Origin of the sequence: Actinomadura kijaniata NBRC 14229 (genome assembly GCF_001552175.1) — a bacterium.
Taxonomy (GTDB): domain Bacteria; phylum Actinomycetota; class Actinomycetes; order Streptosporangiales; family Streptosporangiaceae; genus Spirillospora; species Spirillospora kijaniata.
On record NZ_BCQR01000047.1, the window covers coordinates 45,663 to 68,717 of the forward strand.

At 75.1% G+C, this 23,055-nt stretch carries 21 protein-coding genes and 1 riboswitch; of the genes, 8 read left to right on the forward strand and 13 right to left on the reverse strand.

What is annotated here, in order from left to right; translation table 11 throughout:
* Nucleotides 1-10: 10 nt before the first annotated feature.
* From AKI01S_RS16910 to AKI01S_RS16935, 6 genes are all read right to left on the reverse strand, one after another.
* Nucleotides 11-1,345 carry a cobalamin biosynthesis protein gene (locus tag AKI01S_RS16910; protein WP_067817956.1) on the reverse strand — a complete coding sequence of 445 codons (1,335 nt, stop codon included), beginning with the start codon at nucleotides 1,343-1,345 and terminating at the stop codon, nucleotides 11-13.
* Nucleotides 1,346-1,427: 82 nt separating this feature from the next.
* Complete coding sequence (locus AKI01S_RS51720; protein WP_067817959.1) at nucleotides 1,428-2,945, reverse strand: hypothetical protein; 1,518 nt, start codon at nucleotides 2,943-2,945, stop codon at nucleotides 1,428-1,430.
* A 3-nt stretch (nucleotides 2,946-2,948) separates the two neighbouring features.
* On the reverse strand, nucleotides 2,949-4,076 hold the full coding sequence (locus AKI01S_RS16920) for a GNAT family N-acetyltransferase (protein WP_083999706.1): 1,128 nt from the start codon (nucleotides 4,074-4,076) through the stop codon (nucleotides 2,949-2,951).
* Nucleotides 4,073-5,407, reverse strand: a complete 1,335-nt coding sequence (locus tag AKI01S_RS16925) for a cobyrinic acid a,c-diamide synthase CobB (protein ID WP_218009705.1) — start codon at nucleotides 5,405-5,407, stop codon at nucleotides 4,073-4,075. The genes AKI01S_RS16920 and AKI01S_RS16925 overlap by 4 nt, the downstream gene beginning before the upstream one ends.
* 11 nt (nucleotides 5,408-5,418) lie before the next feature.
* Nucleotides 5,419-6,021 (reverse strand): cob(I)yrinic acid a,c-diamide adenosyltransferase, encoded by a 603-nt coding sequence (gene cobO / locus AKI01S_RS16930; RefSeq protein WP_067817969.1) that lies wholly within the window; start codon nucleotides 6,019-6,021, stop codon nucleotides 5,419-5,421.
* Nucleotides 6,021-8,174: a putative cobaltochelatase gene (locus tag AKI01S_RS16935; protein WP_083999704.1), complete on the reverse strand. Its 2,154-nt coding sequence runs from the start codon at nucleotides 8,172-8,174 to the stop codon at nucleotides 6,021-6,023. Before AKI01S_RS16935 ends, cobO begins: the two co-directional genes overlap by 1 nt.
* A 45-nt stretch (nucleotides 8,175-8,219) precedes the next feature.
* Nucleotides 8,220-8,414: riboswitch (cobalamin riboswitch) on the reverse strand.
* A gap of 19 nt (nucleotides 8,415-8,433) precedes the next feature.
* On the opposite strand from AKI01S_RS16935, the gene AKI01S_RS16940 reads away from it, so the two are divergent.
* Nucleotides 8,434-9,066, forward strand: a complete 633-nt coding sequence (locus AKI01S_RS16940) for a TetR/AcrR family transcriptional regulator (protein WP_067817972.1) — start codon at nucleotides 8,434-8,436, stop codon at nucleotides 9,064-9,066.
* A gap of 175 nt (nucleotides 9,067-9,241) precedes the next feature.
* On the opposite strand, the gene AKI01S_RS16945 is transcribed toward AKI01S_RS16940, so the two are convergent.
* On the reverse strand, nucleotides 9,242-9,901 hold the full coding sequence (locus tag AKI01S_RS16945) for an ATP-binding protein (protein WP_067817975.1): 660 nt from the start codon (nucleotides 9,899-9,901) through the stop codon (nucleotides 9,242-9,244).
* A gap of 457 nt (nucleotides 9,902-10,358) precedes the next feature.
* On the opposite strand from AKI01S_RS16945, the gene AKI01S_RS16950 reads away from it, so the two are divergent.
* From AKI01S_RS16950 to AKI01S_RS16970, 5 genes are all read left to right on the forward strand, one after another.
* A complete protein-coding gene (locus tag AKI01S_RS16950) occupies nucleotides 10,359-11,201 on the forward strand; it encodes a helix-turn-helix domain-containing protein (protein ID WP_067817978.1) in 843 nt (280 codons plus the stop codon).
* Nucleotides 11,198-11,398 carry a DUF397 domain-containing protein gene (locus AKI01S_RS16955; protein WP_067817981.1) on the forward strand — a complete coding sequence of 67 codons (201 nt, stop codon included), beginning with the start codon at nucleotides 11,198-11,200 and terminating at the stop codon, nucleotides 11,396-11,398. The genes AKI01S_RS16950 and AKI01S_RS16955 overlap by 4 nt, the downstream gene beginning before the upstream one ends.
* A gap of 131 nt (nucleotides 11,399-11,529) precedes the next feature.
* Nucleotides 11,530-12,549, forward strand: a complete 1,020-nt coding sequence (locus tag AKI01S_RS16960; protein ID WP_067817984.1) for an LLM class F420-dependent oxidoreductase — start codon at nucleotides 11,530-11,532, stop codon at nucleotides 12,547-12,549.
* 110 nt (nucleotides 12,550-12,659) lie between these two features.
* Nucleotides 12,660-14,315, forward strand: coding sequence for an acetolactate synthase large subunit (locus AKI01S_RS16965; protein ID WP_067817988.1), 1,656 nt, complete (start codon nucleotides 12,660-12,662; stop codon nucleotides 14,313-14,315).
* 76 nt (nucleotides 14,316-14,391) lie between these two features.
* Complete coding sequence (locus AKI01S_RS16970; RefSeq protein WP_067817991.1) at nucleotides 14,392-16,158, forward strand: hypothetical protein; 1,767 nt, start codon at nucleotides 14,392-14,394, stop codon at nucleotides 16,156-16,158.
* Here the strand turns inward: AKI01S_RS16970 and AKI01S_RS16975 are convergent.
* Both AKI01S_RS16975 and AKI01S_RS16980 read right to left on the reverse strand, forming a co-directional pair.
* Nucleotides 16,100-17,071: an aldo/keto reductase gene (locus AKI01S_RS16975; RefSeq protein ID WP_067817993.1), complete on the reverse strand. Its 972-nt coding sequence runs from the start codon at nucleotides 17,069-17,071 to the stop codon at nucleotides 16,100-16,102. The genes AKI01S_RS16970 and AKI01S_RS16975 overlap by 59 nt on opposite strands.
* A gap of 17 nt (nucleotides 17,072-17,088) precedes the next feature.
* Nucleotides 17,089-17,700 (reverse strand): TetR/AcrR family transcriptional regulator, encoded by a 612-nt coding sequence (locus AKI01S_RS16980; protein ID WP_067817995.1) that lies wholly within the window; start codon nucleotides 17,698-17,700, stop codon nucleotides 17,089-17,091.
* A gap of 71 nt (nucleotides 17,701-17,771) precedes the next feature.
* Between AKI01S_RS16980 and AKI01S_RS16985 the strand changes: the two genes are divergently transcribed.
* On the forward strand, nucleotides 17,772-18,554 hold the full coding sequence (locus tag AKI01S_RS16985; RefSeq protein WP_067817998.1) for an SDR family oxidoreductase: 783 nt from the start codon (nucleotides 17,772-17,774) through the stop codon (nucleotides 18,552-18,554).
* Here the strand turns inward: AKI01S_RS16985 and AKI01S_RS16990 are convergent.
* The 4 genes from AKI01S_RS16990 to AKI01S_RS17005 all read right to left on the reverse strand — a co-directional run bounded on the left by AKI01S_RS16990 (nucleotide 18,547) and on the right by AKI01S_RS17005 (nucleotide 21,704).
* Nucleotides 18,547-19,533, reverse strand: a complete 987-nt coding sequence (locus AKI01S_RS16990; protein WP_067818001.1) for an NAD-dependent epimerase/dehydratase family protein — start codon at nucleotides 19,531-19,533, stop codon at nucleotides 18,547-18,549. The genes AKI01S_RS16985 and AKI01S_RS16990 overlap by 8 nt on opposite strands.
* On the reverse strand, nucleotides 19,530-20,564 hold the full coding sequence (locus AKI01S_RS16995; RefSeq protein WP_067818004.1) for a hypothetical protein: 1,035 nt from the start codon (nucleotides 20,562-20,564) through the stop codon (nucleotides 19,530-19,532). The genes AKI01S_RS16990 and AKI01S_RS16995 overlap by 4 nt, the downstream gene beginning before the upstream one ends.
* Before the next feature lie 21 nt (nucleotides 20,565-20,585).
* Nucleotides 20,586-21,386, reverse strand: a complete 801-nt coding sequence (locus tag AKI01S_RS17000; RefSeq protein WP_067818039.1) for a methyltransferase domain-containing protein — start codon at nucleotides 21,384-21,386, stop codon at nucleotides 20,586-20,588.
* A gap of 102 nt (nucleotides 21,387-21,488) precedes the next feature.
* Nucleotides 21,489-21,704, reverse strand: coding sequence for a hypothetical protein (locus tag AKI01S_RS17005; RefSeq protein WP_067818009.1), 216 nt, complete (start codon nucleotides 21,702-21,704; stop codon nucleotides 21,489-21,491).
* A 196-nt stretch (nucleotides 21,705-21,900) separates the two neighbouring features.
* Between AKI01S_RS17005 and AKI01S_RS17010 the strand changes: the two genes are divergently transcribed.
* The coding region (locus AKI01S_RS17010) for a trans-sulfuration enzyme family protein (protein ID WP_067818016.1) at nucleotides 21,901-23,055 on the forward strand (1,155 nt) is incomplete at its 3' end.

The following is a 23,055-nucleotide window of genomic DNA, read 5'->3' on the forward strand; positions in this document are numbered from 1 at the left end:
CGTCTCCTCCTCAGGCGTCATCTCGTGGGGGCAGAACAGGGTCGCACGAATGCGGGGCAAAGCGCGCATCTCCTGTGATCCCGGGCACTTTTTCGAGGGTGAAGGCGTCGGTGGAGACGGCCGTCGCCCAGGAGCCGTCGCCCGGCCTGGCGAGCGCGACGGCCCGGCCGCGCATGGCCTCCTCGAGGGCGAGGTCGAGGGCCTCCTCCGGCAGGACGAGCGTGCCGGGGCGGACCAGGTCGGCGACCGGCGCGTCGGTGATCACCAGCGAGGCCCGCCGCAGCGCCGCCCGCGCGCGGGCCGTGATCAGGTCGCGGTCCCCGGGGCCGAGCCCGACGACGGTCAGCCGCCCCTTGGGGGCCAGCCGGGCGACGGCGGCGGTGACGTGCGCGGACTTGCGCTTCTCGGCGACCAGCGCGCCGTCCCGGCCCAGCGAGCGGGCCGTCCACAGCGCGGCGGCCTCGGCGACGCTGGGCGTCCCGACCCCGGCACGGGCCGCGTCGGTGGGGTTGGGCACGGTCACGCGGGCGAGCACGTCGGCCGGGTGGGCGATGACCCGCCAGCCGCGTTCCTCGGCGAACGCGCGGATGCCCGGTTCGTCGGCCTTGACCTCGACCGTCGCCAGGCACCGCACCGACTCGGGCGCGAGGGTGGCGCGGGAGAGCGTGGCGTTCACGAGCTCCGCGATCTCTCCGGCCCCGGCGCCCGCGCACGCGCCGACCCCGACGACCAGCGAGGGCGGCCGGTAGACCAGGCGGTTCCCGAACCATCCCTCGTGGCACATGCAGTCCAGCCCGGCGCGGTCGGTGACGAGGATGCCGGTGGCGGGGGCGTCGTGCGTTCCGACGTTGGGCGGCAGCGCGGGCAGCGGCCACCCGTCGGCCCCCTCCAGCCCGACCGGCTCCCCGGCCAGCACCGCGGCCTCGACGTGCGGGAGCAGGGCTGGATCGTGCACGGTGAAGCCGAGATCGGCCCCGTAGCCGGCGAGGGACACGGTGTCGTTCTCGGTCCCGGTCGCGGTGGAGACGGGCACGCACCCGAGCACCGGGTTCAGCCGGTGGGCCAGCCGGTACGCGCCCCGGTGCTCCCCGAGCAGCGCGAACGCGAACCGCATGCTCTCGTCCACGCACACCACGGGGACACCGGTGGGCGGATGCCCCACCAGCGCCTGCGCGACCGCGCCGACCGGCATGAACGCGACGACCGCCTCACATCGGGCGACAGCGTCCCGCAACGCGTCCGCGGCCCGCCCGGCCTCGACGAGCCGCGTCTCCTCCGGCCAGGCGGCGACCAGCGTCTCGGCGGCGGAACGCCCGCTCGCCGAGCCCGCGACAACCCCGATCATCCGCCCTGCTCCCCGGCCCCGCGCACCGGACGGCCGGGACGCCCCGCCGTCCGGGCGGCGGCCCCCGGGGACACGCCCGGACTCATGACACCTCGCCCCCCGGCCCGCCGCCCCCCGAGGCACGGCGTCCTCGACCGTGCCCCGGGTCCGCGGAGTCCCGCGCCGCCCCGGGGCGTTCACCCTCTCGCACGGGCTCCGGACCAGCGGCGTTCCCCACCTCGCCCGACGACCCCCGGCCTCGCACCGCGTCCGGGTGCATGGCATCGCGCGCCGCCTCGGAGCCTTCACCCTCTCGGACGGACCCCGGACCAGCGGCGTTCCCCACCTCGCCCGACGACCCCCGGCCTCGCACCGCGTCCGGGTGCATGGCATCGCGCGCCGCCTCGGGGCGTTCACCGCCTCGCGCGGGCCCCGGACGTGTGGCGTCCTCCGCTGCGCGCGATGACCCGCGACCCCGCGCCATGTCCGAACGCACGGCGTCGCGCGGCGGCTCGGGGTGTTCGGCACCTCGCACGGGCTCCGGACCAGCGGCGTTCCTCGTGTCGTCCGACGGTCCTCGGTTTCGTGGCGGGCGTGGGGTCTCCGGTGGCTCGGGGTCGCCGGGGACCTCCGGGAGCGGGGTGATCGTTTGGGGGCGGCGTTCGCGGCGGGCGCGGGGTGGTTCCGATGTCGAGGGGCCGCGTTCGCCCCACACGACGAAGGTCGAGCGCGCCGGGCCCGGCGCCGGTGTCGCGGTCAGGTGGAGCGTGTGGGCCTTCATGCCCTCCGCGCGAAGGATCTCCAGGGCAGGGCGCACCTCGTTCTCGTCGCGGATCAGGGCCACCACCGCGCGCAGGGCGCGGATGGCGCTCGCCTGGAGGGTGTCGGGATCCGTGCCGCCCAGGAAGATCGCGTCGGGGTCGGGGAGGTGGGTGAAGACCTCGGGGGGCTCGCCCCGGGAGACCGCCACCCGCACGCCGTGGGCGCGCACGTCGGCCTTGGTCCGCTCCCACGCCGCGCGTTCGCGGGCGACCGCCACGGCCGCCGCGCCCAGGCGGGCGCACCCGATCGCCACCGCGCCGCCGCCGTCCACGTCCCACACCAGGTCACCGATGCGCGGCCCCAGCTTCGCCAGCGCGAACGCGCGCACCTCCGCGCCCGGCACCTCCCCCTCGAACGCCTCCTCCCCCAGCGCCCATCCGGCCGGCCCCGACCGCGAGCCCCGCACCCACGACACGTCCTCCGACTCCGGGTGCGCGTCGGTGGCCGCGCCGGTGTGCGACGCCAGCACCAGTACCACCGACGGGTCGCGCCACGGGCGGGTGGTGGCCTCGGCGGGGCGCACGTGCACGATCCGCTCGCCCGGACCGCCCAGGTCCTCGCACACCACGAACGCGCGCGGCGACTGCGGGAACAGCGCCCGCGCCAGCTCGGCCGGCCCCGCGTCCGGCCCGGTCAGCACCGCGACCTTGGGGTGGGCGCGGCAGACGTTGACCGCGCGGCGCAGCCCCTCGTCGGGCACCGACACGACCAGCGCGCCGTCCCAGTCCAGGCCCGCCCGCGCGAACGCCGTCGCGACCAGCGTCAACGCGGGCGGCCCATGGCCGATCACCGTGATCATCGCTCACCCCGTGCGGGCCATCCGGCCGTACATGCCGACCATGCGCGTGCCACCGGAGTCCACCATCACGACCTGCGCCGCGACGCTCCCGTCCACGATCTCCTCCAGGCGCAGCGCGACGCGGCGGCACAGTTCGCGGCCGCACGGCCCGAGCAGCCCGGCGTCCTCCCACAGCCCGTAGACCCGGGCCGGGGAGGAGCCGGCGACGGCGGCGGCCGGTTCGGGCAGGCCGCCCATGTCGGCGGTGACCTCGGCGAGCGGGACGCCGTCCGCCAGCGCGTCGATCGTGCCGACCACGATGAGCTGGGCCAGGCCGTGCGCGGCCGCCGCGCGGACGGCGTCGTCGGCGCGATCGCCGGGGTCGGTGAAGCACACGTCGGGAAGGGCGGGCAGCATCCGGCGGGCGACCTCGCCGGTCAGGTCGCCCGTGTGCAGGACGAGGGTGCGCTCCCCGGCCGCCGCGATCGCCGCGACGTTCGCCGTGATGTCGTGGGTCATGGGCGTCGAGCCTGGCGAAGCCGCCGCCGGAACGGGCGCCGACCCGCCGACCGCGACCGAGTCGAGATCCACGTCGAGGTCCGGCTTGATCAGGCCGAACACGTACCGGTCGACGTTGCGGTCCGCGACCCGCTCGGCCCCGCGCGCCACCCCTTCCAGCCGGAACCCGGACTTCTCGGCCACCCGGACCGACGCGGCGTTGGTGGTCAGCGTCCGCAGCTCGATCCGGTGCAGCCCGCAGCCGGCCAGCGCCCACCGGGCGACCAGCCGCAACGCCTGCGACGCGTACCCCCGGCCGCGCGCCGCCGGACGCACCCCGTACCAGACCTTGCAGGTCAGCTGGGTCCAGTCCACCCGGTACAGCCCGATCGTCCCGGCCATCCGCCCCGACTCCCGCTCGGCGACGACCAGGTGGACGCCCACGCCGAAGCGGTGCGGCTGGTGCACGCCCTCGGTGAGCCACCACGCGAGCGGCTCGGCCGCCAGCCCGGTCGGGAAGTTCGGCGGCAGCCAGTCCTCGCCCGCCCGGACCACCTCGGCGTAGTCGGCGGCGTCGTCCAGGGCGAACGGCCGGACCTCCACGTCCGCGCCGACCAGGCGGACCGGCCCGCCGAACGTCCTCTCGCCGCTCACCGGCACGCCTCCACCAGCCGCCGCGCGAACAGCGGCGTCGCGGCCCAGTGCAGGTGCAGGTACGACGCCACGCACCGCCTCCGGACGAACCCCGCCGGTCCCTCCGCCGACCACTGCCACGCGGGCGTCGCGCCGTGCGGGGGGTCGGTGGCGGTGCGGTGGAACTCGTGCCCGCGCACGCGTTCCCCGGCGCGCGCCACCACCGAGTCGGCGACGGCGACGGCCGCGCGGTACCCGAGCGTGAGGCGCGGCGTCATCGTGGCCGTGACCTCGTCCAGCACGCCGCACATGGGGGTGCCGTCGAGTTCGCGGGCCAGGTACAGCAGCCCGGCGCACTCGGCGTAGACCGCGCCGTCGAACGCGGCCACGGCCTTGCGCAGCGGCTCGTTGGCCGCCAGGTCCGCCGCGTACACCTCGGGGAACCCGCCGCCGATCACCAGCGCCCGCGCGCCCTCCGGCAGCGCCTCGTCCCGCAGCGGGTCGAACCGCACGACCTCGGCCCCGGCGGCGCGCAGCAGCTCCTCGTTCTCGGCGTACCCGAAGGTGAACGCCGCTCCCCCGGCCACCGCGACGACCGGCCGTCCCGGCACCGGCTCGCCGGTCGCCGGCTCCCAGGCGGGCGCGTCCAGCGGCGGGGCGCCGCGGGCCAGCGCCACCAGCGCGTCCAGGTCGCAGGACTCCGCCACCAGCTCGCCGAGGCGGCGCACCGTCTCCACCGCGTCGGCGTGCCGTTCGGCGGCCGGGACCAGGCCCAGGTGCCGCGACGGCTTGGCGATCTCGGGCCGGCGGCGCAGCGCGCCCAGCACCGGCAGGCCCAGCGCTTCCACGGCCTCCCGGCACATCGCCTCGTGCCCGGCGGAGCCGAGCCGGTTGAGGATCACTCCGGCCAGCCGGACGTTCCCGTAGGACCGGAACCCGTGGACCAGCGCCGCCACCGACCGCCCGGCCGCCGCCGACGCGTCCACCACCAGCACGACCGGCGCCTCCAGCAGCGCCGCGACATGCGCGGTCGAGGCGAAGTCCCCGCCGGACCGGCCGCCCTCGCCATGCCCGCCGGCGCCGTCGAACAGGCCCATCACGCCCTCGACGACCGCGATGTCCGCCCCGGCCGCGCCGTGCCGCAGCAGCGGGACGACCAGCTCCTCCGAGGTCAGCCACGGGTCGAGGTTGCGGCCCGGACGGCCGGTCGCCAGCGCGTGGTAGCCGGGGTCGATGTAGTCGGGGCCGACCTTGTGCGGCGAGACGGCCGTCCCGCGCGCCGTGAGCGCCGCCATCAGCCCGGTGGCCACGGTCGTCTTGCCGCTCCCGGACGCGGGAGCGGCGATCACGATCCGCGGGACGGCTACCACTCGATGCCCTTCTGCCCCTTCTGCCCCTGGTCCATCGGGTGCTTGACCTTGCCCATCTCCGTCACCAGGTCGGCGAACCCCACCAGCCGCGGGTCGGCGTCCCGGCCGGTGATCACCACGTGCTGGTTGCCCGGCCGGTCCCGCAGCGCGGCGATGACGTCCTCCACGTCCACCCAACCCCACTTCATCGGATAGGTGAACTCGTCCAGCACGTACAGCCGGTAGGTCTCGGCGGCCAGGTCCCGCTTGATCTGCTCCCAGCCCTCACGGGCGTCGGCGGCGTGGTCGGCCTCGCTGCCCGGCCGCTGGATCCACGACCAGCCCTCGCCCATCTTGTTCCAGGTCACGGTGCCGCCCTCGGCGCTGTCGCCCAGCACCCGCAACGCGGTCTCCTCGCCGATCCGCCACTTGGCGGACTTGACGAACTGGAACACCCCGATCGGCCAGCCCTGGTTCCAGGCGCGCAGCGCCAGCCCGAACGCGGCGGTCGACTTGCCCTTGCCCGGCCCCGTGTGCACGATCACCAGCGGCCGGTTGCGGCGCTGCCGGGTGGTCAGCCCGTCGTCGGGAACGTACTCCGGCTTGCCCTGCGGCATCACGCACTCCTCTTCACGGGCTTCCGCGCCTCGCGCACCACTCCGGCCAGCCCGTCGGCGGCCAGCTCGTCCAACCTCACGACCTCGCCGCCCAGGCGGGCCCCCAGCGCGGCGGCCAGCCCGAGCCGCACCGGCCCGCCCTCGCAGTCCACCACGACGGCGGCCACCCCCGACAGCAGCGGCAGCACCGCGGCCGGGTCCGGTCCGTGCGTGGCGCGGCCGTCGGTCACCAGCACCAGCAGCGGACGCCGCGCCGGGTCCCGCAGCCGTTCGACGCGCAGCACCTCGGCGGCCCGCAGCAGCCCGGCCGCCAGCGGGGTGCGGCCGCCGGTCGGCAGCCGCTCCAGCCGCCGCGCCCCGGCCTCCACCGAGGAGGTCGGCGGCAGCGCCAGCTCCGCGTCGCGGCCCCGGAACGTGACCAGCCCGACCTTGTCGCGCCGCTGGTAGGCGTCGCGCAGCAGGCTCAGCACGGCCCCCTTGACGGCCCGCATCCGCCGGCGCGCGGCCATCGACCCGCTGGCGTCCACCACGAACAGCACCAGGTTGCCCTCGCGGCCGTCGCGCACCGGCTCGCGCAGGTCCCCGGGCGCGATCAGCAGCCCCGGGCCGGTCCGGCCCCGCGACCGCTGGTGCGGGGCCGCCGCCCGGAGCGTGGCGCTCAGGTGGACGCCGCCGTCGCCGGGCCGCGAGCCCGACACCCGCCCGTGCGGGCTGCGCGCCTTGGAGCGCCGCCCCGGCGCGCCCTGCCCCAGGCCCGGAACGGTGAACAGGCGCGGCTTGTAGGCGTCGTCGGCGGGAACGGCCTCCTGCTCCCCGGCCGGGGACGTGCCGCCCTCGGGCCGCTCCGGCTGCTCGGGCCGCTCGGGCTGTGCGGTCTGCCCGTTCGGCGACGGAGGGACGGCCCCGTCCGGCGCGTCGCCGGGCGGGGCGCCGCCGCCACCGCCGTCCGGCCCCGGGTCGTCGGGGTCGTCCTCGGGCCACTCGGGCTCGGCGGGCGGCGGGGGCTCCTCCTCGCGGTGGCGCTCCAGGATCTCGTCGAGCCGGTCGGCGTCCAGGCCCGGCGCGTCGAACGGGTCGCGCCGCCGCCGGTGCGGCAGCGCCAGCCGCGCCGCCGTCCGCACGTCGTCGTCGGTGACGCGGGTCCGCCGGTTCCAGGCGGCCAGCGCCATGGCGGCGCGCGCGGTCACCAGGTCGGCTCGCAACCCGTCCACCTCGAACTCCGCGCACACCGCCGTGATCTGCCGCAGCGCCGCGTCGGTCAGTTCGACCTCCGCCAGCCGGGCCTGCGCGGCCTGGATGCGGGCGGCGAGCTCGGCCTCGGCGACGGCCCAGCGGGCGGCGAACCCGCGCGGGTCCTCCTCGAACCGCAGCCGCCGCCGCACCACCTCGGCGCGCTCGGCCGGGTCGCGGGTCGCGGCGACCTCCACGGTCAGCCCGAACCGGTCCAGCAGCTGCGGCCGCAGCTCGCCCTCCTCCGGGTTCATCGTGCCGACCAGCAGGAACCGCGCCGCGTGCCGCACCGACACGCCCTCGCGCTCCACGTGCGACTCGCCCATGGCGGCGGCGTCGAGCAGCAGGTCCACCAGGTGGTCGTGCAGCAGGTTGACCTCGTCGACGTACAGCACGCCCCGGTGCGCGGCGGCCAGCAGGCCCGGCTCGAACGCCTTGACGCCCTCGGTGAGCGCCCGTTCGATGTCCAGCGACCCGGTCAGCCGGTCCTCCGACGCGCCGACCGGCAGCTCGACCAGCCGCGCGGGACGCTCGACGGCGTCCTCGCCGTCGGCGTGCGGGCCGTCGGGGCAGGCCGGGTCGGGGTCGCGCGGGTCGCACGAGAACCGGCAGCCCGCCACCACCCGCACGCCCGGCAGCAGGTCGGCCAGCGCCCGCACGATCGTCGACTTGGCGGTGCCCTTCTCGCCGCGCACCAGCACGCCGCCGACGGCGGGCGACACGGCGTTCACGATCAGCGCGAGCTTCAGGTCCTCCATGCCGACCACGGCCGAGAACGGGTAGCGGGGCGTGCGCGCGGCGTTCGGCTCGGGGCCGCGCGTCACGGTGGGGGCGGTCCCGGGGAGCCCGAGGGTGTCGGGTCCGTCGTCCCCGGTGCGAGCCGAGTCCGGCTCGACGGCGTTGTCCTGCCCGGCAGGGGGCATGCGTCACGTTCCTTCCGTCGGGTGTCCACGCCCATCGGATGTCCACAGCGGTCGCGTCCGACGGCCGGAGTCTCCTGGCTCCCGGATCGCGGTTCCCCCTCGGCCTTCCAGCGTCGCCGCCGTGGCCCGCGCTGAGGCGGAACTCCCCGGTCACAGTTGCGGGACAGCCCCGGATTCGCACCGGAGTTCCTCCGTGTCCGTCGCCGCCCAGGATGGCATACCGCCGGAAACGGCCCAAGTCGCGGCATAGGCTGGGCGGGTGCCTCGCTACCGGCGGTTGTCGCCCGACGAGCGCCGCGACCAGATCCTGCGGGTGGCGCGGCGGCTGTTCACCGAGCTGCCCTACGCGGAGGTCTCCACCACCGCGATCGCCGAGGAGGCCGGGGTGCGCCGCGGCCTGCTGCACTACTACTTCGGGACCAAGCGCGAGCTGTTCCTGGAGGTCGTGCGGGAGCTGGCCGCCGACGCCGCCGTGCAGGCCCCGCCGCCGGACGTGGGCCTGCCGCTGCCGGAGGCCGTCGACCTGTGCGTGGCGCGCTACCTGGACACCGCCGAGGCCAACGCGACCACCTGGTTCGCGGCGATCGACGCCGAGGGCTTCGGCCGCGACCCCGAGCTGCTGCGGATCGTCAACCGGTTCCGCGACCTGACGGTCGGGCACCTGCTGTCGGTGCTGGGCCACCCCGACCCGGACGCGACGCTGCGGGCGGTGGGCTGCGCCTACTCGGGCCTGGCGGAGGCGGCGACCCGGCAGTGGCTCCAGGAGAGGACCCTGACCCGCCCGCAGGTGCACACGCTGCTGACGCGTTCGCTGCTGACGATGCTCACCGACATCGCGCCCGCGCTGGGGGAACGGCCGGACCCGGCGGTGACCGGACCCGGCGGTGGCTAGGACCTGTTTCAAAGTGGGCCTCAACCGCGCACACGAGCGCGTTACCTGACCTGCGGGCCCGACGCCGGAGGCGAGGGCCCGCAGGTCGGATCGCGAAGCGATGTCGCGCTCGCCGAGACCTGGTGAGGTGCGACCCCCAGGGCGAGCGCCGTAGGCCAGGGCTTTTGAAGACCGCCTAGACCGAGCGCGGCTCCTCGTCGCCGAACGAGATCCGCTCGGTCACCCGGATCGCGAACCACACCGCCTTGCCCCGCACCGGCGGGCCCAGCCGCGACAGCGTCCGCAGCACCCCCCAGCGGCCCTCCGCCAGCTCCCGGACGATGCTCAGGCCGCGCCCGCAGTCGCCGGACGTCCATGAGTAGCCGGGCAGCCGGGCGTCGGCGTGGCCGTCGAACACCGCGCAGCGGATCTCCGCCGTCGGGCGGGCGCCCGGTGGCGTCCACGGCAGGTCCGGGACGGCGGGCGGGTCGCCCAGGTAGAGCCACAGCTCGTGCGGGCCGTGGTCCCCGGCGTGCTGGTAGGCGTTGGTGGCCAGCTCGCTGACCATGAGCTGGGCGTCGGAGACGGTGTCGCGCGGGACGCCGAGCCCGGTGAGGGCCTCCCCGAGCACCCGGCGGGCGTGGGAGGCGCAGGCCGGGCCGCTGGGCAGCGCCCAGACCCGTCCGGGCCGCCCTCCCCCCGGGTCCGGCCGCCGGCCGTCGTCGTCGCGGACGTGGCCGTCCCGGACGTCGCCGTCCCAGGTCCCCCCGTTCCAGGCCTCGTCCCAGGTGTCGTCGCCTCCGGCCGGGTCTCCGGCCGGGTCCGTTCCGGTGCTGCTGTCCGCCGAGATCCTCACGGGTTCCTCCCGCGTTGCGTGCCCTCGCCTGCCCCTGCGACACGGCGCGCGACCCACGTGACCGGCGGCGCGGGGCGGCCGCGCGTCCGGCACGCCCGCGCCACCCCGGACCGCTTCGTCACTTTCGGTCCCCGAGTCGTCACGATTCAGCGTCTCGTGGGATTCTCATCCCCGCAACCACCTCCGGCATATTGTTCTGGCCCGGCGTGACGGTTGGGAGCGTTCCGCACCCCCGTGACCGGTGACGACCCCCGATGGCCGCGTCCGGCCGACCGTTTTCGTCGTTTCCGTTGCCGGTCGGCCGCGGAGCGTGGACACTGCCCGCCATGACCTGTCCATTGCCGCACCTCCGGCACGGCGGGTCCCGGCGCTCGGACGCCGGGTCTTCCCTCGTCGCTTACAAGGTCGCTCGCAAGCTCCCGATCTTGACACTCCTCAGTCCAGGCCAGGCGGCGCCATGACCTACCGGCCAACCGTGCGCGGTCGGCGGCTCGCCCGCGAGTTGCGGAACCTGCGCGAGGACCGCGGACTGACCCTGCAGGAGGTGGCCGACCGGCTCGAATGGTCGCGGGCCACCGTCTCCCGGGTGGAGACCGGGCAGACCCGGCCCAAGGTCGAGGACGTCGCCGGGCTGCTCGACCTGTACGGCGTGCCCAGCCCCGAGCGCGACGCGCTGCTGACCCTGACCCGCGAGGCCGGGCAGCGCGGCTGGTGGACCGCCTACGCCGACGTGTTCTCCGGCAGCTACGCGGCGCTGGAGGACGGGGCGTCGCAGATCCGCAACTGGGACCCGCAGCTCATCCACGGCCTGTTGCAGACCGACGACTACGCGCGCGCCGTGATCACGGCGGGACGGCTGCTGCCGCGCCCCGAGGACATCGAGCGGCGGCTGGCGGCCCGCAAGATCCGGCAGCGGGTGCTGGGCCGCGCGAACGCCCCCGAGCTCCACCTGATCATCGACGAGTCGGTGCTGCTGCGCCCGATCGGCGGCCGCCGGGTGCTGTCGAGCCAGCTGACGTCACTGGCCGAGGCGGCGGAGCGACCGAACGTCACGGTGCAGGTGGTCCCCTTCGAGGCGAACGAACACGCCGGTCTGGACGGGCGTTTCACGATCCTTTCGTTCCCGGACCGCGCCGACCCCGATATCGCCTACGTGGAGGGCACCATGGGTGACGTTTATCTCGAAAGCGCGGAGGCAATAGCCAAACACAGAGACCGCTTCGAGCGGATCGAGGCGGTGGCCCTGTCCCCCGAGGAGTCCGCGCGGTACATCCGCGAGGCAGCAGGGAGCAGCCAGTGAACGACCTCCAGCGCCAACTCACCACGGCCATCTGGCGCACGTCGTCGCACAGCGGTAGCGGCGACCAGTGCGTCGAGGTGGCCCCCCTCACGGGCGACCGGCACGCCGTGCGCGACTCCAAGGACCGCGGCGGTCCGGCCCTGATCCTGTCCCCCGCCGACTGGCGCGCGTTTCTGGCGACCGCCCGCGCGCACTGATCCACCCCACCCGAACGCACCCTCACGACGGGTCGTGGCGGCATGCCCGCCGCGGCCCGTCCGGGGCCGCCCCTTCCGCCGAACTAGAACACGTTCTACTATCGCCCTCGTCGACTACCGGAGGGTGATCCATGACGGCGGAACTGAGACTCGGCATCAACGTCGGCTACTGGCAGCGCCACCCCGAGGACCAGACCGAGACGGTGCTGGCCGCCGAACGGCTCGGCTACGACGCGGTGTTCACCGCCGAGGCGTACGGGTCGGACGCGTTCACCCCGCTCACCTGGTACGCCGCCCGCACGTCCCGGATCCTGCTGGGGACGGCGGTGGCGCAGATGTCGGCGCGGACCCCGGCGGCGACGGCGATGCACGCGCTGACCCTGGACGCGCTGTCGGGCGGCCGGGTGATCCTCGGGCTGGGCGCGTCGGGGCCGCAGGTGGTGGAGGGGTGGTACGGGCAGCCGTTCCCCAAGCCGCTGGCCCGCACCCGCGAGTACCTGGACATCGTCCGGCAGGTGTGGCGGCGCGAGGCGCCGGTGACCAACGACGGCCCGCACTACCCGCTCCCCCACCCGGGCGGCGCGGGCCTGGGCAAGCCGCTGAAGTCGATCGTGCATCCGCTCCGCCCGGAGATCCCCGTCTACCTGGGCGCGGAGGGGCCGAAGAACATCGCGCTGGCCGCCGAGCTGACGCAGGGCTGGCTGCCGCTGTTCGTGGACCCGCGGCAGATCGAGCCGCTGTTCGGGGAGTCGCTGCGCGGCCGCCCGGACGGCTTCGACATCGCCGCGACCGTCACCACGATCGTCACCGACGACCTCGCCGCCGCCCTGGAGTTCGCGAAGATCCCGCTGGCGTTCTACATCGGCGGGATGGGGGCCCGGGACCGCAACTTCCACCTGGACCTGATCGGCCGCCTGGGCTACGCCGAGGAGGCCGCGCGCGTGCAGGAGCTGTTCCTGAACGGCGACCGCGCCGCCGCCGTGAAGGCCGTCCCCGACGACCTCGCCGACGCGATCTCGCTGCTAGGCCCGCTCGGCCGCATCCGGGAGCGCCTCCAGCTGTGGCGCGACAGCCCGGTCACGACCCTGCTGCTGGCGGGCGTGAAGGACGAGCCGACGCTGCGCGCCCTCCGCGACATGGTCAAGGGCTGAGCCCGCCCGGGTGGCGTGGCTCACAACGCGCGGTGGAATAGGGGACGTGGTGACCGGGCTGCACCAGACGTCCGGACCTCACCCAGCAGCAACCGGAAGAAGGACACACGATGTCCAGCCAGAGCGACGCAGCCCGGCTCCTCGTCCGCACCCTGGAGGCCGAAGGCGTCGAGTACGTCTTCGGGATTCCCGGCGAGGAGAACATCCACTTCGTCGACGCGCTCAACGACTCCCCGATCCGCTACGTCCTGGTGCGCCACGAGCAGGGCGCCGCGTTCATGGCCGAGATCTACGGCCGTCTCACCGGCAAGGCCGGGGTCGCCTCGGCCACCCTCGGCCCCGGCGCGATCAACCTGCAGCTCGGCGTCGCCGACGCCACCACCAACTCCACCCCCGTCGTCGCGATCTCCGCGCAGGTCGGCCTGGACCGCATCTACAAGGAGTCGCACCAGATCGTGGACCTGGTGTCACTGTTCCGGCCGATCACCAAGTGGTCGGAGCTCGCGCCGACCGCGCGGGCGCTGCCGGAGATGGTCCGCAAGGCGTTCAAGACCGCGCAGACCGAGCGCCCCGGCGCGGTCTACCTCGCCATCCCCGAGGACGTCGAGTCCGCGCCGGTGCCCGCCGACCTCGCGCCCCTGCCCCGCAACGTCGTGCGCCCGCAGGAGCCGTCGCCCGCGCAGATCGCCCGCGCCGCCGACGTGCTGGCCCGCGCGCGGCAGCCGATCGTGCTGGCCGGGCACGGCGCGACCCGCGCGCACGCCTCCGACGCGCTGGTCCACTTCTCCGAGAGGCTGGGGCTGCCGGTCGCGACCACGTTCAACGGCAAGGGCGTCTTCCCCGACGACCACCGCAACGCGCTCGGCGCGGTCGGGTTCATGCGGCACGACTACGTCAACTTCGGGTTCGACGAGGCCGACGTGCTGATCGCCGTGGGCTACGAGCTGCAGGAGTTCGACCCGGTCAAGGTCAACCCCAACGCCGACAAGAAGATCATCCATATTCATCAGTTCCCGGCCGAGGTGGACGACCACTACCCGGTCGAGGTCGGCATCCAGGGCGACATCTCGCACTCCCTGCGGCAGCTCGGCGAGGCGGTCCACCGGCGCTGGGACGCCACCGGCACCGGCGAGCAGATCCGCCGGATGATGCGCGAGGAGCTGGAGCAGGGCCGCGCCGACGACGGCTTCCCGCTGTCGCCGCGCCGCGTCGTCGCCGACATCCGCGAGGTGATGGGCCGCCACGACGTCGTCCTCGCCGACACCGGGGCCGTCAAGATGTGGATGGCCCGCATGTACCCGACCTACGAGCCCAACACGCTGCTGGTCTCCAACGGCCTGTCCTCGATGGGCTTCGCGGTGCCGGGCGCGCTGGCCGCCAAGCTCGCCCGCCCCGACCGGAAGGTCCTCGCGGCGACGGGCGACGGCGCGTTCCTGATGAACTCGCAGGAGATCGAGACGGCCGTGCGGGAGAGGATCCCGTTCACGGTGCTGGTCTGGCAGGACGACGCCTACGGCCTGATCGAGTGGAAGATGAACCTGGAGCTGGGACGCAGCTCCCACATCCGGTTCGGCGGGATCGACTACGTGAAGTACGCCGAGAGCCTGGGCGCCCAGGGCTACCAGGTGACCTCCGCCGACGAGCTGCTGCCGACGCTGCGCAAGGCGCTCGACCACGACGGCGTCTCGGTGGTGACGGTCCCGGTCGACTACTCGCACAACCTGCGCCTGACCGACCGCCTCGGCGAGCTGACCGACCCGTTCTGACCGCTTGCGGCGCGCGGGCGGGATGCGCCACCATCCCGATCATGACCTACCGGAAGGGCGGACCCCGCCCCGCGCGATGAGCGCCCCCGCGTGGCTGGACGCCGCGCTCACCGACGGCACGGCCCTCACCCCCGGCGCACCGGAGCGGAACGAGATCTTCGCGGCGGTCCGCGCGGCCCCGGAGGGCGCGGTGGCCCGCCGCCTCCTCGCCCGCGCCGCCGAGGGGGACCGGACGGCGCTGGCCCTGCTGGGAGAACTCGTCCCCTGGGGCGAGAGGTGGCACGCCGCGGCTGCCGCGGCCGTCCCGCACCTGCTGCACGACGATCCCGAAACCTGCCGCACTGCCGCTGCCACGGTGGCCTCGGCGGGCGGCCCCGATCTGGCGGCGGCCCTGCTCCTGCGGGACGCAGGGCGGCTCACGCCGGAGGCGGCCGATGTCGCCCGGGAGGCCGGGCCGGTGGCGCGGACGGCGTTGACCGAGGCCGCGTCGTGGCGCTTCACGGCCGACGACCTCGCCGCGCTGCGCCACGATCCCGACCCCTCGGTGCGGCTGGTGACGGCACTGTCCGCGCTGCACGGGGCCGCGCCGGAGGAACACCCCGGGATCGAGGACGAGATCCGCGCCGACCTGCGCGTCTGGGCCGAGATCGACTCCCCGGTCCAAGAGAGCATCGGCGCGCGGTGGGCCGGAGTCCACATCTGGCGCGGGGACCGCGAGGACCACTGCTGCGCGCTGGCCGCCGAACTTCTCGCGGCCGACCGGCCCCCGCGCGTCCGCGGGGTGGGGCTGGAGATCGCCCGGGAGGCGTTCCACGCCTGGCGGGCGGCGTTCGAACGCCTCGCGCCGCTGGTGCGCCCGCTCCTCGACGTCCCCGAGCTGCGCGACCGGGCGGCGGAGTTCCTGGAACTCCACTCCGACGCGATCCGGCGGGCGACCGACGCGTCGCCCCCGCCACCGGACGCCGAAGCCGTCTCCACGTTGCTCCGCGACGGTGACCTGACGCGAAGCCTCCTGTTCACGTTGCGGAGGGTGCCGCCGGAGTCCCTGGCTCCGGCCGTGCCGGTGCTCACCGAACGGCTGCTCACCGCGTTCCGGCGCGGCGAGGACACGAGTCTCCTCGTGACCGCCCTGGGCCTGGCGGGTCCGGCCGCCGCGCCCGCCGTGCCGCTGCTGCGCGCCCGGTGCGCGGTCGCGCTCGACGACGGCGACGACGTCTCGGCGCTGGTGGAGGCGTTCCGCCGGATCGGGCCCGCCGCCGCCCCGGCCGTTCCGTTGCTGCGGCGGATGGACACGGCTGCGGCGATGATCGCGCTGGTGGAGATCACCGGGAACCGGCGGTGGGCGGAGGAGACGCTGAACGCGCTGCCAGACGGGCCGCGGCCGCTGCGCACCCGGCTCCGGCTGCTGGGCTGCCTGCTCGACCATGGCGGGCTCGACGACGGACAGGAACGGATGCTGCGCGCGTTGCTCGCGCAGCCGGGCAACGGGCGCGTGCGGGTGGCGGAGCTGCTGTGGCGGCACTCCGGACCAGCGGTCGCGGAGGAGGTCGCCACGGCGGTGGCCGAGCACCTCGGGGACGAGTACCTGGGGCCGGCGGCGCTGCGGTTGATCATCGAGATGGGGCCGCACGCGCGGGCGGCGTTGCCACGGGTGGAGGCGGTCATCGAGCGGCGTCGGAGGCTGCCGTCCAACCTGCCCTCGGCGGAGCAGGAGACCGCCGCCGACGAACGTCAGCTCGCCCTGGCCCGCCGCGCCCGCGCGAGCGTCCTCGCGGACGGCCGACTCACCGCACGTCCAGCCGGTCCACCGCGTCGCCGTGGATGCCGGGGTGCGGGGCGATGAAGTCGTGCGGGAAGCCGGGGTCGAGCGCGGCCGCCGCGGTCAGCCGGTCCACCGCCTCCGTCGGCAGGGTCACCTCGACCGCGCCGAGGGTCTCGCGGAGCTGGTCGACGCGGCTCACCCCGAGGATCGGGCAGACGGCGCGCGACCGCGCCCGGACCCACGCGATCGCCGCCTGCGCGGGGGTGACCTCCAGCTCGGCGGCGACCTTGGCGAGGGTTTCGACGACGGCGGACTCCCGGTCGTCGAGGTCCCGCCGGGGCCGTCCGGCCAGCACGCCGTGCGCCAGCGGACGCCACGACGCCACGGTCAGGCCGAGGGCCTCGGCCATCGGGAGCAGCTCGCGTTCGATGTCGCGGTGCAGCAGGTTGTAGGGGATCTGGAGGCCCGCGAACGGCGTCCAGCCGTGCCACTCGGCCAGCGTGTTGGCCCGCGCCACCACCCAGGCGGGCGCGTCCGAGATCCCGACGTACAGGACCTTCCCGGCGCGCACCGCGTCGTCGAGCGCCCGCATCATCTCCTCGACCGGGGTGAACGGGTCCCACACGTGCGCCCAGTACAGGTCGATGTAGTCGGTGTTCAGCCGCCGCAGGCTCGCCTCCAGCGCCCGGGTGAGGTTCTTGCGGTGGTTGCCGCCCGCGTTCAGGTCGGTCCGGTCGCGCGTGCAGGTGTACTTGGTGGCCAGCACGAACCGGTCGCGCCGCCCCGCCACCACCTCGCCGACGACCTCCTCGCTCTCCCCGGCGCCGTACATGTCGGCGGTGTCGATGACGTTGCCGCCGGCGTCCTCGTAGAGGCCGACGATGCGGCGCGCCTCGTCGAGGCCGACGCGGCCCGTGCGCTCGCCGAACGTCATCGCCCCGAGGAACACCTCGGAGACGCGCAGCCCGGTGTTGCCCAGCAGTCGGTAACGCATGTGGGGGGTTCCCTTCGTCAGGACCTGCGCAGGTTGCCGTGCAGGAACGTGCGGACGCCCGCCCGCACGGTCGCCTCGACCTCGGCGTCGGTGCGGGGCGCGGCCCGGTAGGACCAGTTGGTGACGCCGACCAGGAGCATCAGTTGCAGGGCGGCGCGCTCGGGGTCGTCGAACTCCAGCAGCCCCCGGTCGGCCAGCCGCCGCAGGTGGTCCGCCAGCGCGCGGATCACCCGCCGGGGGCCCCTCTCCTGCCAGGCCTCGATGACGTCCGGGGGGACGTGCCCGGCCTCGGCGTTGATCCGCCGGACGAGGGCGGTGTGGGCCTCGTGGCCGGTCATCGGCGCGGCCCAGTCCAGGCCGAACTCGACCAGGTCGTCCTCCAGGTCCACCACCTTGCGCAGGTGCCGGTCGATGATGGCGGTCTGCGCCTCGGCGACGCGCGTCGAGCTCTCCTCGACGACGGCCTGGAACAGCGCCGCCTTGTCGGCGAAGTGGTTGTAGATCGTGCGGGTGGACACGCCCGCCTCGGCTGCGATGGCGTCGACGGCCGCCCGCGTGTACCCCTCCCGCGCGAACACGGCCAGGGCCCCGTCCAGGATCGCCCGCCGCTTGTCGCCCCGTCCGCTCACACCACCAGGGTAAAACGCTCGCTGTACTTTTTGCAACGTGCGTTGTACCAAGATCTCGTTACGCTGTCCGCATGCGCCTGACCGATCGCGTCGCCGTCGTCACCGGGGTCAGCCGCCGCGCCGGGATCGGGTTCGCGCTCGCCCGCGCGCTGCTCGACGAGGGCGCGCGCGTGCTGGTGCAGTCGTGGGCGCCGCACGACGCCGAGCAGCCGTGGGGGGCCGACCCGGCGGGCGTCGAGGGGGTGCTCGACGCGCTCGGCGGCACCGGGCCCCGGCTGGCGCACGTCGCCGCCGACCTCGCCGACCCCGCCGCGCCCGCGCGGGTCGTGGAGCACGCGGTGCGGACGTTCGGCGCGGTGGACGTGCTGGTCGCCAACCACGCGCGCAGCTCGCTCCAGGACCTCACCGAGCTGACCGCCGAGGAGCTGGACCTGTGCTGGGCGGTGAACGCCCGCGCCAGCGCCCTGCTGGCCCAGGCGTTCGCCGCCGCCCACGACGACGCGCGCCCCGGGGGCCGGATCGTGCTGTTCACCTCCGGCCAGCACCTCGCGCCGATGAGCCGGGAGCTCCCCTACGCCATCAGCAAGGGCGCGATCCACCAGATGACGCTGAGCCTGGCCGACGCCCTCGCCGACCGGGGCATCACCGTCAACACCGTCAACCCCGGCCCCGTCGACACCGGCTGGGCCGACCCGGAGCTGACCGCGAGCGTCGCCCGCGCCCTGCCCGCCGGCCGCTGGGGCCGCCCGAGCGACGTGGCGAACCTGGTCCGCTGGCTGGTCTCCGACGACGCCGCCTGGATCACCGGCCAGGTCATCGACTCCGAGGGCGGCTTCCGCCGCTGGCTCATGTGAGCCCGCCTCCCAGGAGCCTCGCCTCGACCTCGGGGTCCAGGCCGACGCGGGGACGGTCGGGGCGCTGCGGGGCCTCGCCGCCCAGGGAGCGCAGCCAGGTCCAGGTGTCGGCGACCGTCTCGTCCACGGGGCGGCAGCGCAGGCCACTGGCCAGGGCCCTGCCCACGTCACCGCGCTGGAGGAAGTCGTAGGTCTCGCCGGGCGGCAGCCAGCACGGCAGCTCCGTCCACGGCGCGACGCCCGCCGCGAGGATCGTCTCCGGGTCCGTCCAGCGCAGGTCGGCGTCCGCGCCGGTGGCCCGCGCGCACGCCTCCAGCAGCCCGCCCATGGTGGTGTGGGCCGGTGGGCTCGCCAGGTCGTAGGGGCCGCCGAGGCCGCGTTCGGCCGCGTCGAGCGTCCAGACCGCCAGATCGCGCACGTCGATGTACTGCACGCCCTGGTCGCGCGGGCCGGGGGCGAGGACGGGGCCGCCGCGCGCGACGCGGTTCAGCCACCAGGGCAGCCGCCCGATGTTCTCGTAGGGGCCGAGGATCAGCCCGGCGCGCACCAGCAGCGCCCGGTCCCCGAACGCCTCCAGCGCCGCCAGCTCGCCGCCCCGCTTGTCCCGCGCGTAGTCCTCCTGGTCCGCGTCGGGCGAGCCGTCCACCACCGGGGCGTCCTCGTTCATGCCCGGCCCGCCGGGGAACGCGTAGACCGAGCGGCTGGAGATGTAGACGTAGCGGTCGGCGCGGACGGCGCGCGCGGCGTCCCGCACCGCCCGCGGGGCGCCGGACCAGGTGTCGACGACGGTGTCCCAGCGGCCGCCGTCGAGGGCGGCCAGGCCGTCGTCCGCCAGCCGGTCCCCGTGCAGCGCGGTCACCCCCTCCGGCGGGGCGTGCCGCCCGCGGTGGAAGACCGTCACCTCCCAGCCCCTGGCCAGGGCCTCCTCGGTGACGGCCCGGCCGACGAACTCGGTCCCGCCCAGCAGCAGCAGTCTCATCTGTCGATCTCCCATCGGAGAAGCCGGCCCTCGTTCCAGGTCAGCCAGGTCCCGTCGCCCAGCGGGCGGGGCGGGCCGGTGACGTCGCCGGGGTAGGCGATCGGTGCGGACCACCGGAGGAGGGTGGCCGCGTCCAGCAGCCAGTGCCGTTCGGGGCCGAGGCCCCGGTCGCATCCGGCGGTCGAGGCGATGACGTGGTCGGCGCCCACGTAACCGCAGCCGAAGTCCCAGTAGAGGTTCGCGCCGGGCCGGTGCGGCGGGATCGTCGCGACGGGCAGGCGGGCCGTGCCGCCGCCGTCCGGGAAGCGGTGCAGGACGATGTCGTCGCCCCCGTGGGCCACCGTCAGGAACGCGTCCGCGCGGGCGTCGGCGAGGTAGCGGTCGTCGTCGAGCGGCCGGACGGTCTGCTCGACGCCGTCCCAGCTTCCCCAGAACACCGGGGCCCGGTCCTCCCCCTCGCCGACCGACAGTCCCACGTGCCTGCCGTCCGGGTGCGTGAGGTGTTCGGAGCCGGAGGCCATGGTGTCGAGGGCGGTACGGGCCAGCACCGTCCCGGTCCCGGCGTCCAGCACGAGCCATTCCTCGCCCTCGACCTCGTCCCCGCCGTGCGGCACGTGCGCCCAGACCGCCGAGCCGTCCGCCGTGATCCGGCACGATCCGGACTCGGTATTCGGGCACACCTGCGCGTCGTCGGTGTGCGGATGGCCGAGTTCCGCGTCCCAGCAGGGGTGCCGGTACTCCCACAGCGTCCCGCCGTCGGCGGTCACCGCGCGGACGGACCGCTGCCCGGACAGCACCGCGAACGTGCCGTCCGGGCTCACGCTGTGCCGTCCCCACGCCCAGCCCGGCCAGGGGAACGGGAATGTCACCGTCGGCTCGGCCCTCCCCTGGAACAGCTCCGCCAGGTCGTGCACCGCCAGGACGTCCCCGTCGACCAGCAGGATGCGACGGCCCTCCACGTCGGGCATGTGATAGCGGCCCGCCGCGCCGGGCAGGCGGGCCGAGGCCGCGAGACGCGCGCGATTCGTCACGGTCCCGCACGATAGCCGGGGTCAGGCGCGGCAGATGATCTCACCGTGCGGAACGCCGAACCAGCCGTCCTCGGCCGCCGCCCACGCCTTCCACCCCGCGTGGAACTCCGCCAGTTCCTCGCGGGTGGCGTGCCCCTGGGAGACGGCGTGGTCGGCGACCTTCGAGTGCAGCAGGCGGCCGCCCCACGACTCGCTCCACCACTCGCGTTCCTCCGGGGTGGAGTAGCACCAGACCGAGGCCGACGCGGTGACGTCGGTGAAGCCCGCCCGCCGGGCCCAGGACGGCAGGCGTCGGCCGGCGTCGGGCTCGCCGCCGTTGCCGCGGGCGACGGCCTGGTAGACGGGGCGCCAGCGGTCCATGCCGGGCGGGTCCGGGTACCAGATCATGCCGCCGAAGTCGGCGTCCCGCGCCGCCACGACCCCGCCCGGCCTGCAGACGCGCCGCATCTCGCGCAGCGCCGCCACCGGGTCGGGCAGGTGCTGGAGGACCTGGTGCGCGTGGACGACGTCGAAGGCGTCGTCGGGGAAGTCGAGGGCGTAGACGTCGCCGGTGGCGAAGGTGACGCCCGCCAGACCCCTTTCGGCCGCCTCCCGGGCGGCCTCCGCCACGACGGAGGCGGCGGGATCGACGCCGACGACCCGGCCGCCGGGGGCGACGCGCTCGGCCAGGCCGGTGGTGATGGTGCCGGGCCCGCAGCCCACGTCCAGCACCGACAGGCCGGGGCGCAGGTGCGGCAGGAGGTGGGCCGCCGAGTTCTCGGCCGTGCGCCAGCGGTGCGAGCTCAGCACGGTCCCGTGGTGTCCATGGGTGTAGGTGGGCATGGGGGTCACCTCCGCGAAACGGGAGTCCTCGTCGGCTCCGCTGCCCACGACACTAGACCCGCTTCTCAGGGAGTGAGAAGCGGGTCTCAGCATGCGAGATAACTAGGCGGCCAGGGCGATGCGTTCGACATGCCTCGGGGGCGCCGGGGGCAGGGGCTCCACGACGGCCAGCGGCGGGCGGGACCCGGTCGGGCGGGACTCGTCGGGGTAGGCGTTGAGGGACAGGCCGGACAGCTCCCCGATCCACGGCTGGACCAGGGTCCGCTCCGCCGGGCCGTCCAGGTGCGAGCGGGTGAGATGGAACGTCGTACCGTTCACTTCCTTACCCCTTCCGTCTTCCGCGGTATACCCGGTGGTACGCCTCGGACAAGGCGCGGGTTCACCGGGAATTCCGCGGTGTCCTCCACGCGTGAACCACACTAGGGATCGGCACCGACATTTCCGGGCCGCCCTTCAAGGCCACTTCACCGGATTGGCCCTGTTTGACCCCGCGGGGGCCGGAGACGCTGGCGTTATGGAGAACCTGCGTCCCGAGACCCGAGCCGTTCACCCGCCGGTCGTCATTCCGTCCGGCAGCCGCCCCTTCACCACTCCGATCTACCAGTCGCACCTGTTCTCGTTCGAGACGGCGGAGGCGTTGACGGGCGCGTTCGACGGGCCGAATCCCGACGGCTCGGGTTTCCTCTACGACCGTTATGGAAATCCCACCGCGCAGGCGTTCGAGCGGGCCGTCGCCGACCTGGAGGGCGGCGCGGCGGCGCTGACCACCGGGTCGGGGATGGGCGCGGTGAACGCGGTGCTGATGTCGCTGCTGCGCTCCGGCGCCCACGTGGTGGCGCAGCGCTGCCTGTACGGCGGCACCCTGGTCCTGCTGAACGACCTCGCCGAGCGCTGGGGCGTGGAGGTCACCTACGTCGACGGCGACGACCCGGCCGAGGTCCGCGCCGCCCTGCGCCCGACCACCGCGCTGCTGGTCCTGGAGACCATCGCCAACCCGACCACCCAGGTCGTGGACCTGCCCGCGCTGAGCGCGGTGGCCCGCGAGGCCGGGGTGACGACGGTGGTGGACAACACGTTCGCCACGCCGCTGCTGTGCCGCCCGCTGGAGCACGGCGCGGACATCGTCCTGCACTCGGCGACCAAGTACCTGGGCGGGCACTCCGACGTGCTGGGCGGGATCGTGGTGTTCGCCGACGCCGAGCTGCGGCGGCGCGTGTGGACGCACGCCGTCGAGCTGGGCTCCGCGCTCGACGCGCACTCGGCCTACCTGCTGCTGCGCGGGCTGGCGACGCTGCCGCTGCGCGTGCGCCGCCAGTCCGACAACGCCCGGTACCTGGCCGAACGCCTCGCCGGGCACCCGGCCGTCACGCGGGTCCACCATCCCAGCCTGCCCACCCACCCCCAGCACGACCTGGCCAAGCGGCTGCTGCCCGAGGGGTCCGGGGGCGTGCTGGCGTTCGAGCTGGCGGGCGGCCGGGAGGCGGGCCGGACCTTCACCGAGGCGCTCCAACTTGCGCTGTTGGCCCCGTCCCTGGGCGATGTGAAGACCCTGGCGATGCACCCGGCCTCCACCTCGCACGCGGCCGTCCCTCCGGAGGACCTGGCGTCCGCGGGCGTCACCGAGGGCCTGGTCCGCGTCGCCGTGGGCATCGAGCACCCCGAGGACCTC

Bases quoted from the DNA above. Each gene is read 5' to 3' on its own strand.
- AKI01S_RS16960 (WP_067817984.1), top strand. From the start codon at position 11,530: ATGACGGCGGAACTGAGACTCGGCATCAACGTCGGCTACTGGCAGCGC.
- AKI01S_RS17000 (WP_067818039.1), bottom strand. From the start codon at position 21,386: ATGCCCACCTACACCCATGGACACCACGGGACCGTGCTGAGCTCGCAC.
- AKI01S_RS51720 (WP_067817959.1), bottom strand. From the start codon at position 2,945: ATGATCACGGTGATCGGCCATGGGCCGCCCGCGTTGACGCTGGTCGCG.
- AKI01S_RS16950 (WP_067817978.1), top strand. From the start codon at position 10,359: ATGACCTACCGGCCAACCGTGCGCGGTCGGCGGCTCGCCCGCGAGTTG.
- AKI01S_RS16975 (WP_067817993.1), bottom strand. From the start codon at position 17,071: ATGCGTTACCGACTGCTGGGCAACACCGGGCTGCGCGTCTCCGAGGTG.
- AKI01S_RS16910 (WP_067817956.1), bottom strand. From the start codon at position 1,345: ATGATCGGGGTTGTCGCGGGCTCGGCGAGCGGGCGTTCCGCCGCCGAG.
- AKI01S_RS16970 (WP_067817991.1), top strand. From the start codon at position 14,392: ATGAGCGCCCCCGCGTGGCTGGACGCCGCGCTCACCGACGGCACGGCC.
- AKI01S_RS16990 (WP_067818001.1), bottom strand. From the start codon at position 19,533: ATGAGACTGCTGCTGCTGGGCGGGACCGAGTTCGTCGGCCGGGCCGTC.
- AKI01S_RS16985 (WP_067817998.1), top strand. From the start codon at position 17,772: ATGCGCCTGACCGATCGCGTCGCCGTCGTCACCGGGGTCAGCCGCCGC.
- AKI01S_RS16935 (WP_083999704.1), bottom strand. From the start codon at position 8,174: ATGCCCCCTGCCGGGCAGGACAACGCCGTCGAGCCGGACTCGGCTCGC.
- AKI01S_RS16965 (WP_067817988.1), top strand. From the start codon at position 12,660: ATGTCCAGCCAGAGCGACGCAGCCCGGCTCCTCGTCCGCACCCTGGAG.
- cobO (WP_067817969.1), bottom strand. From the start codon at position 6,021: ATGCCGCAGGGCAAGCCGGAGTACGTTCCCGACGACGGGCTGACCACC.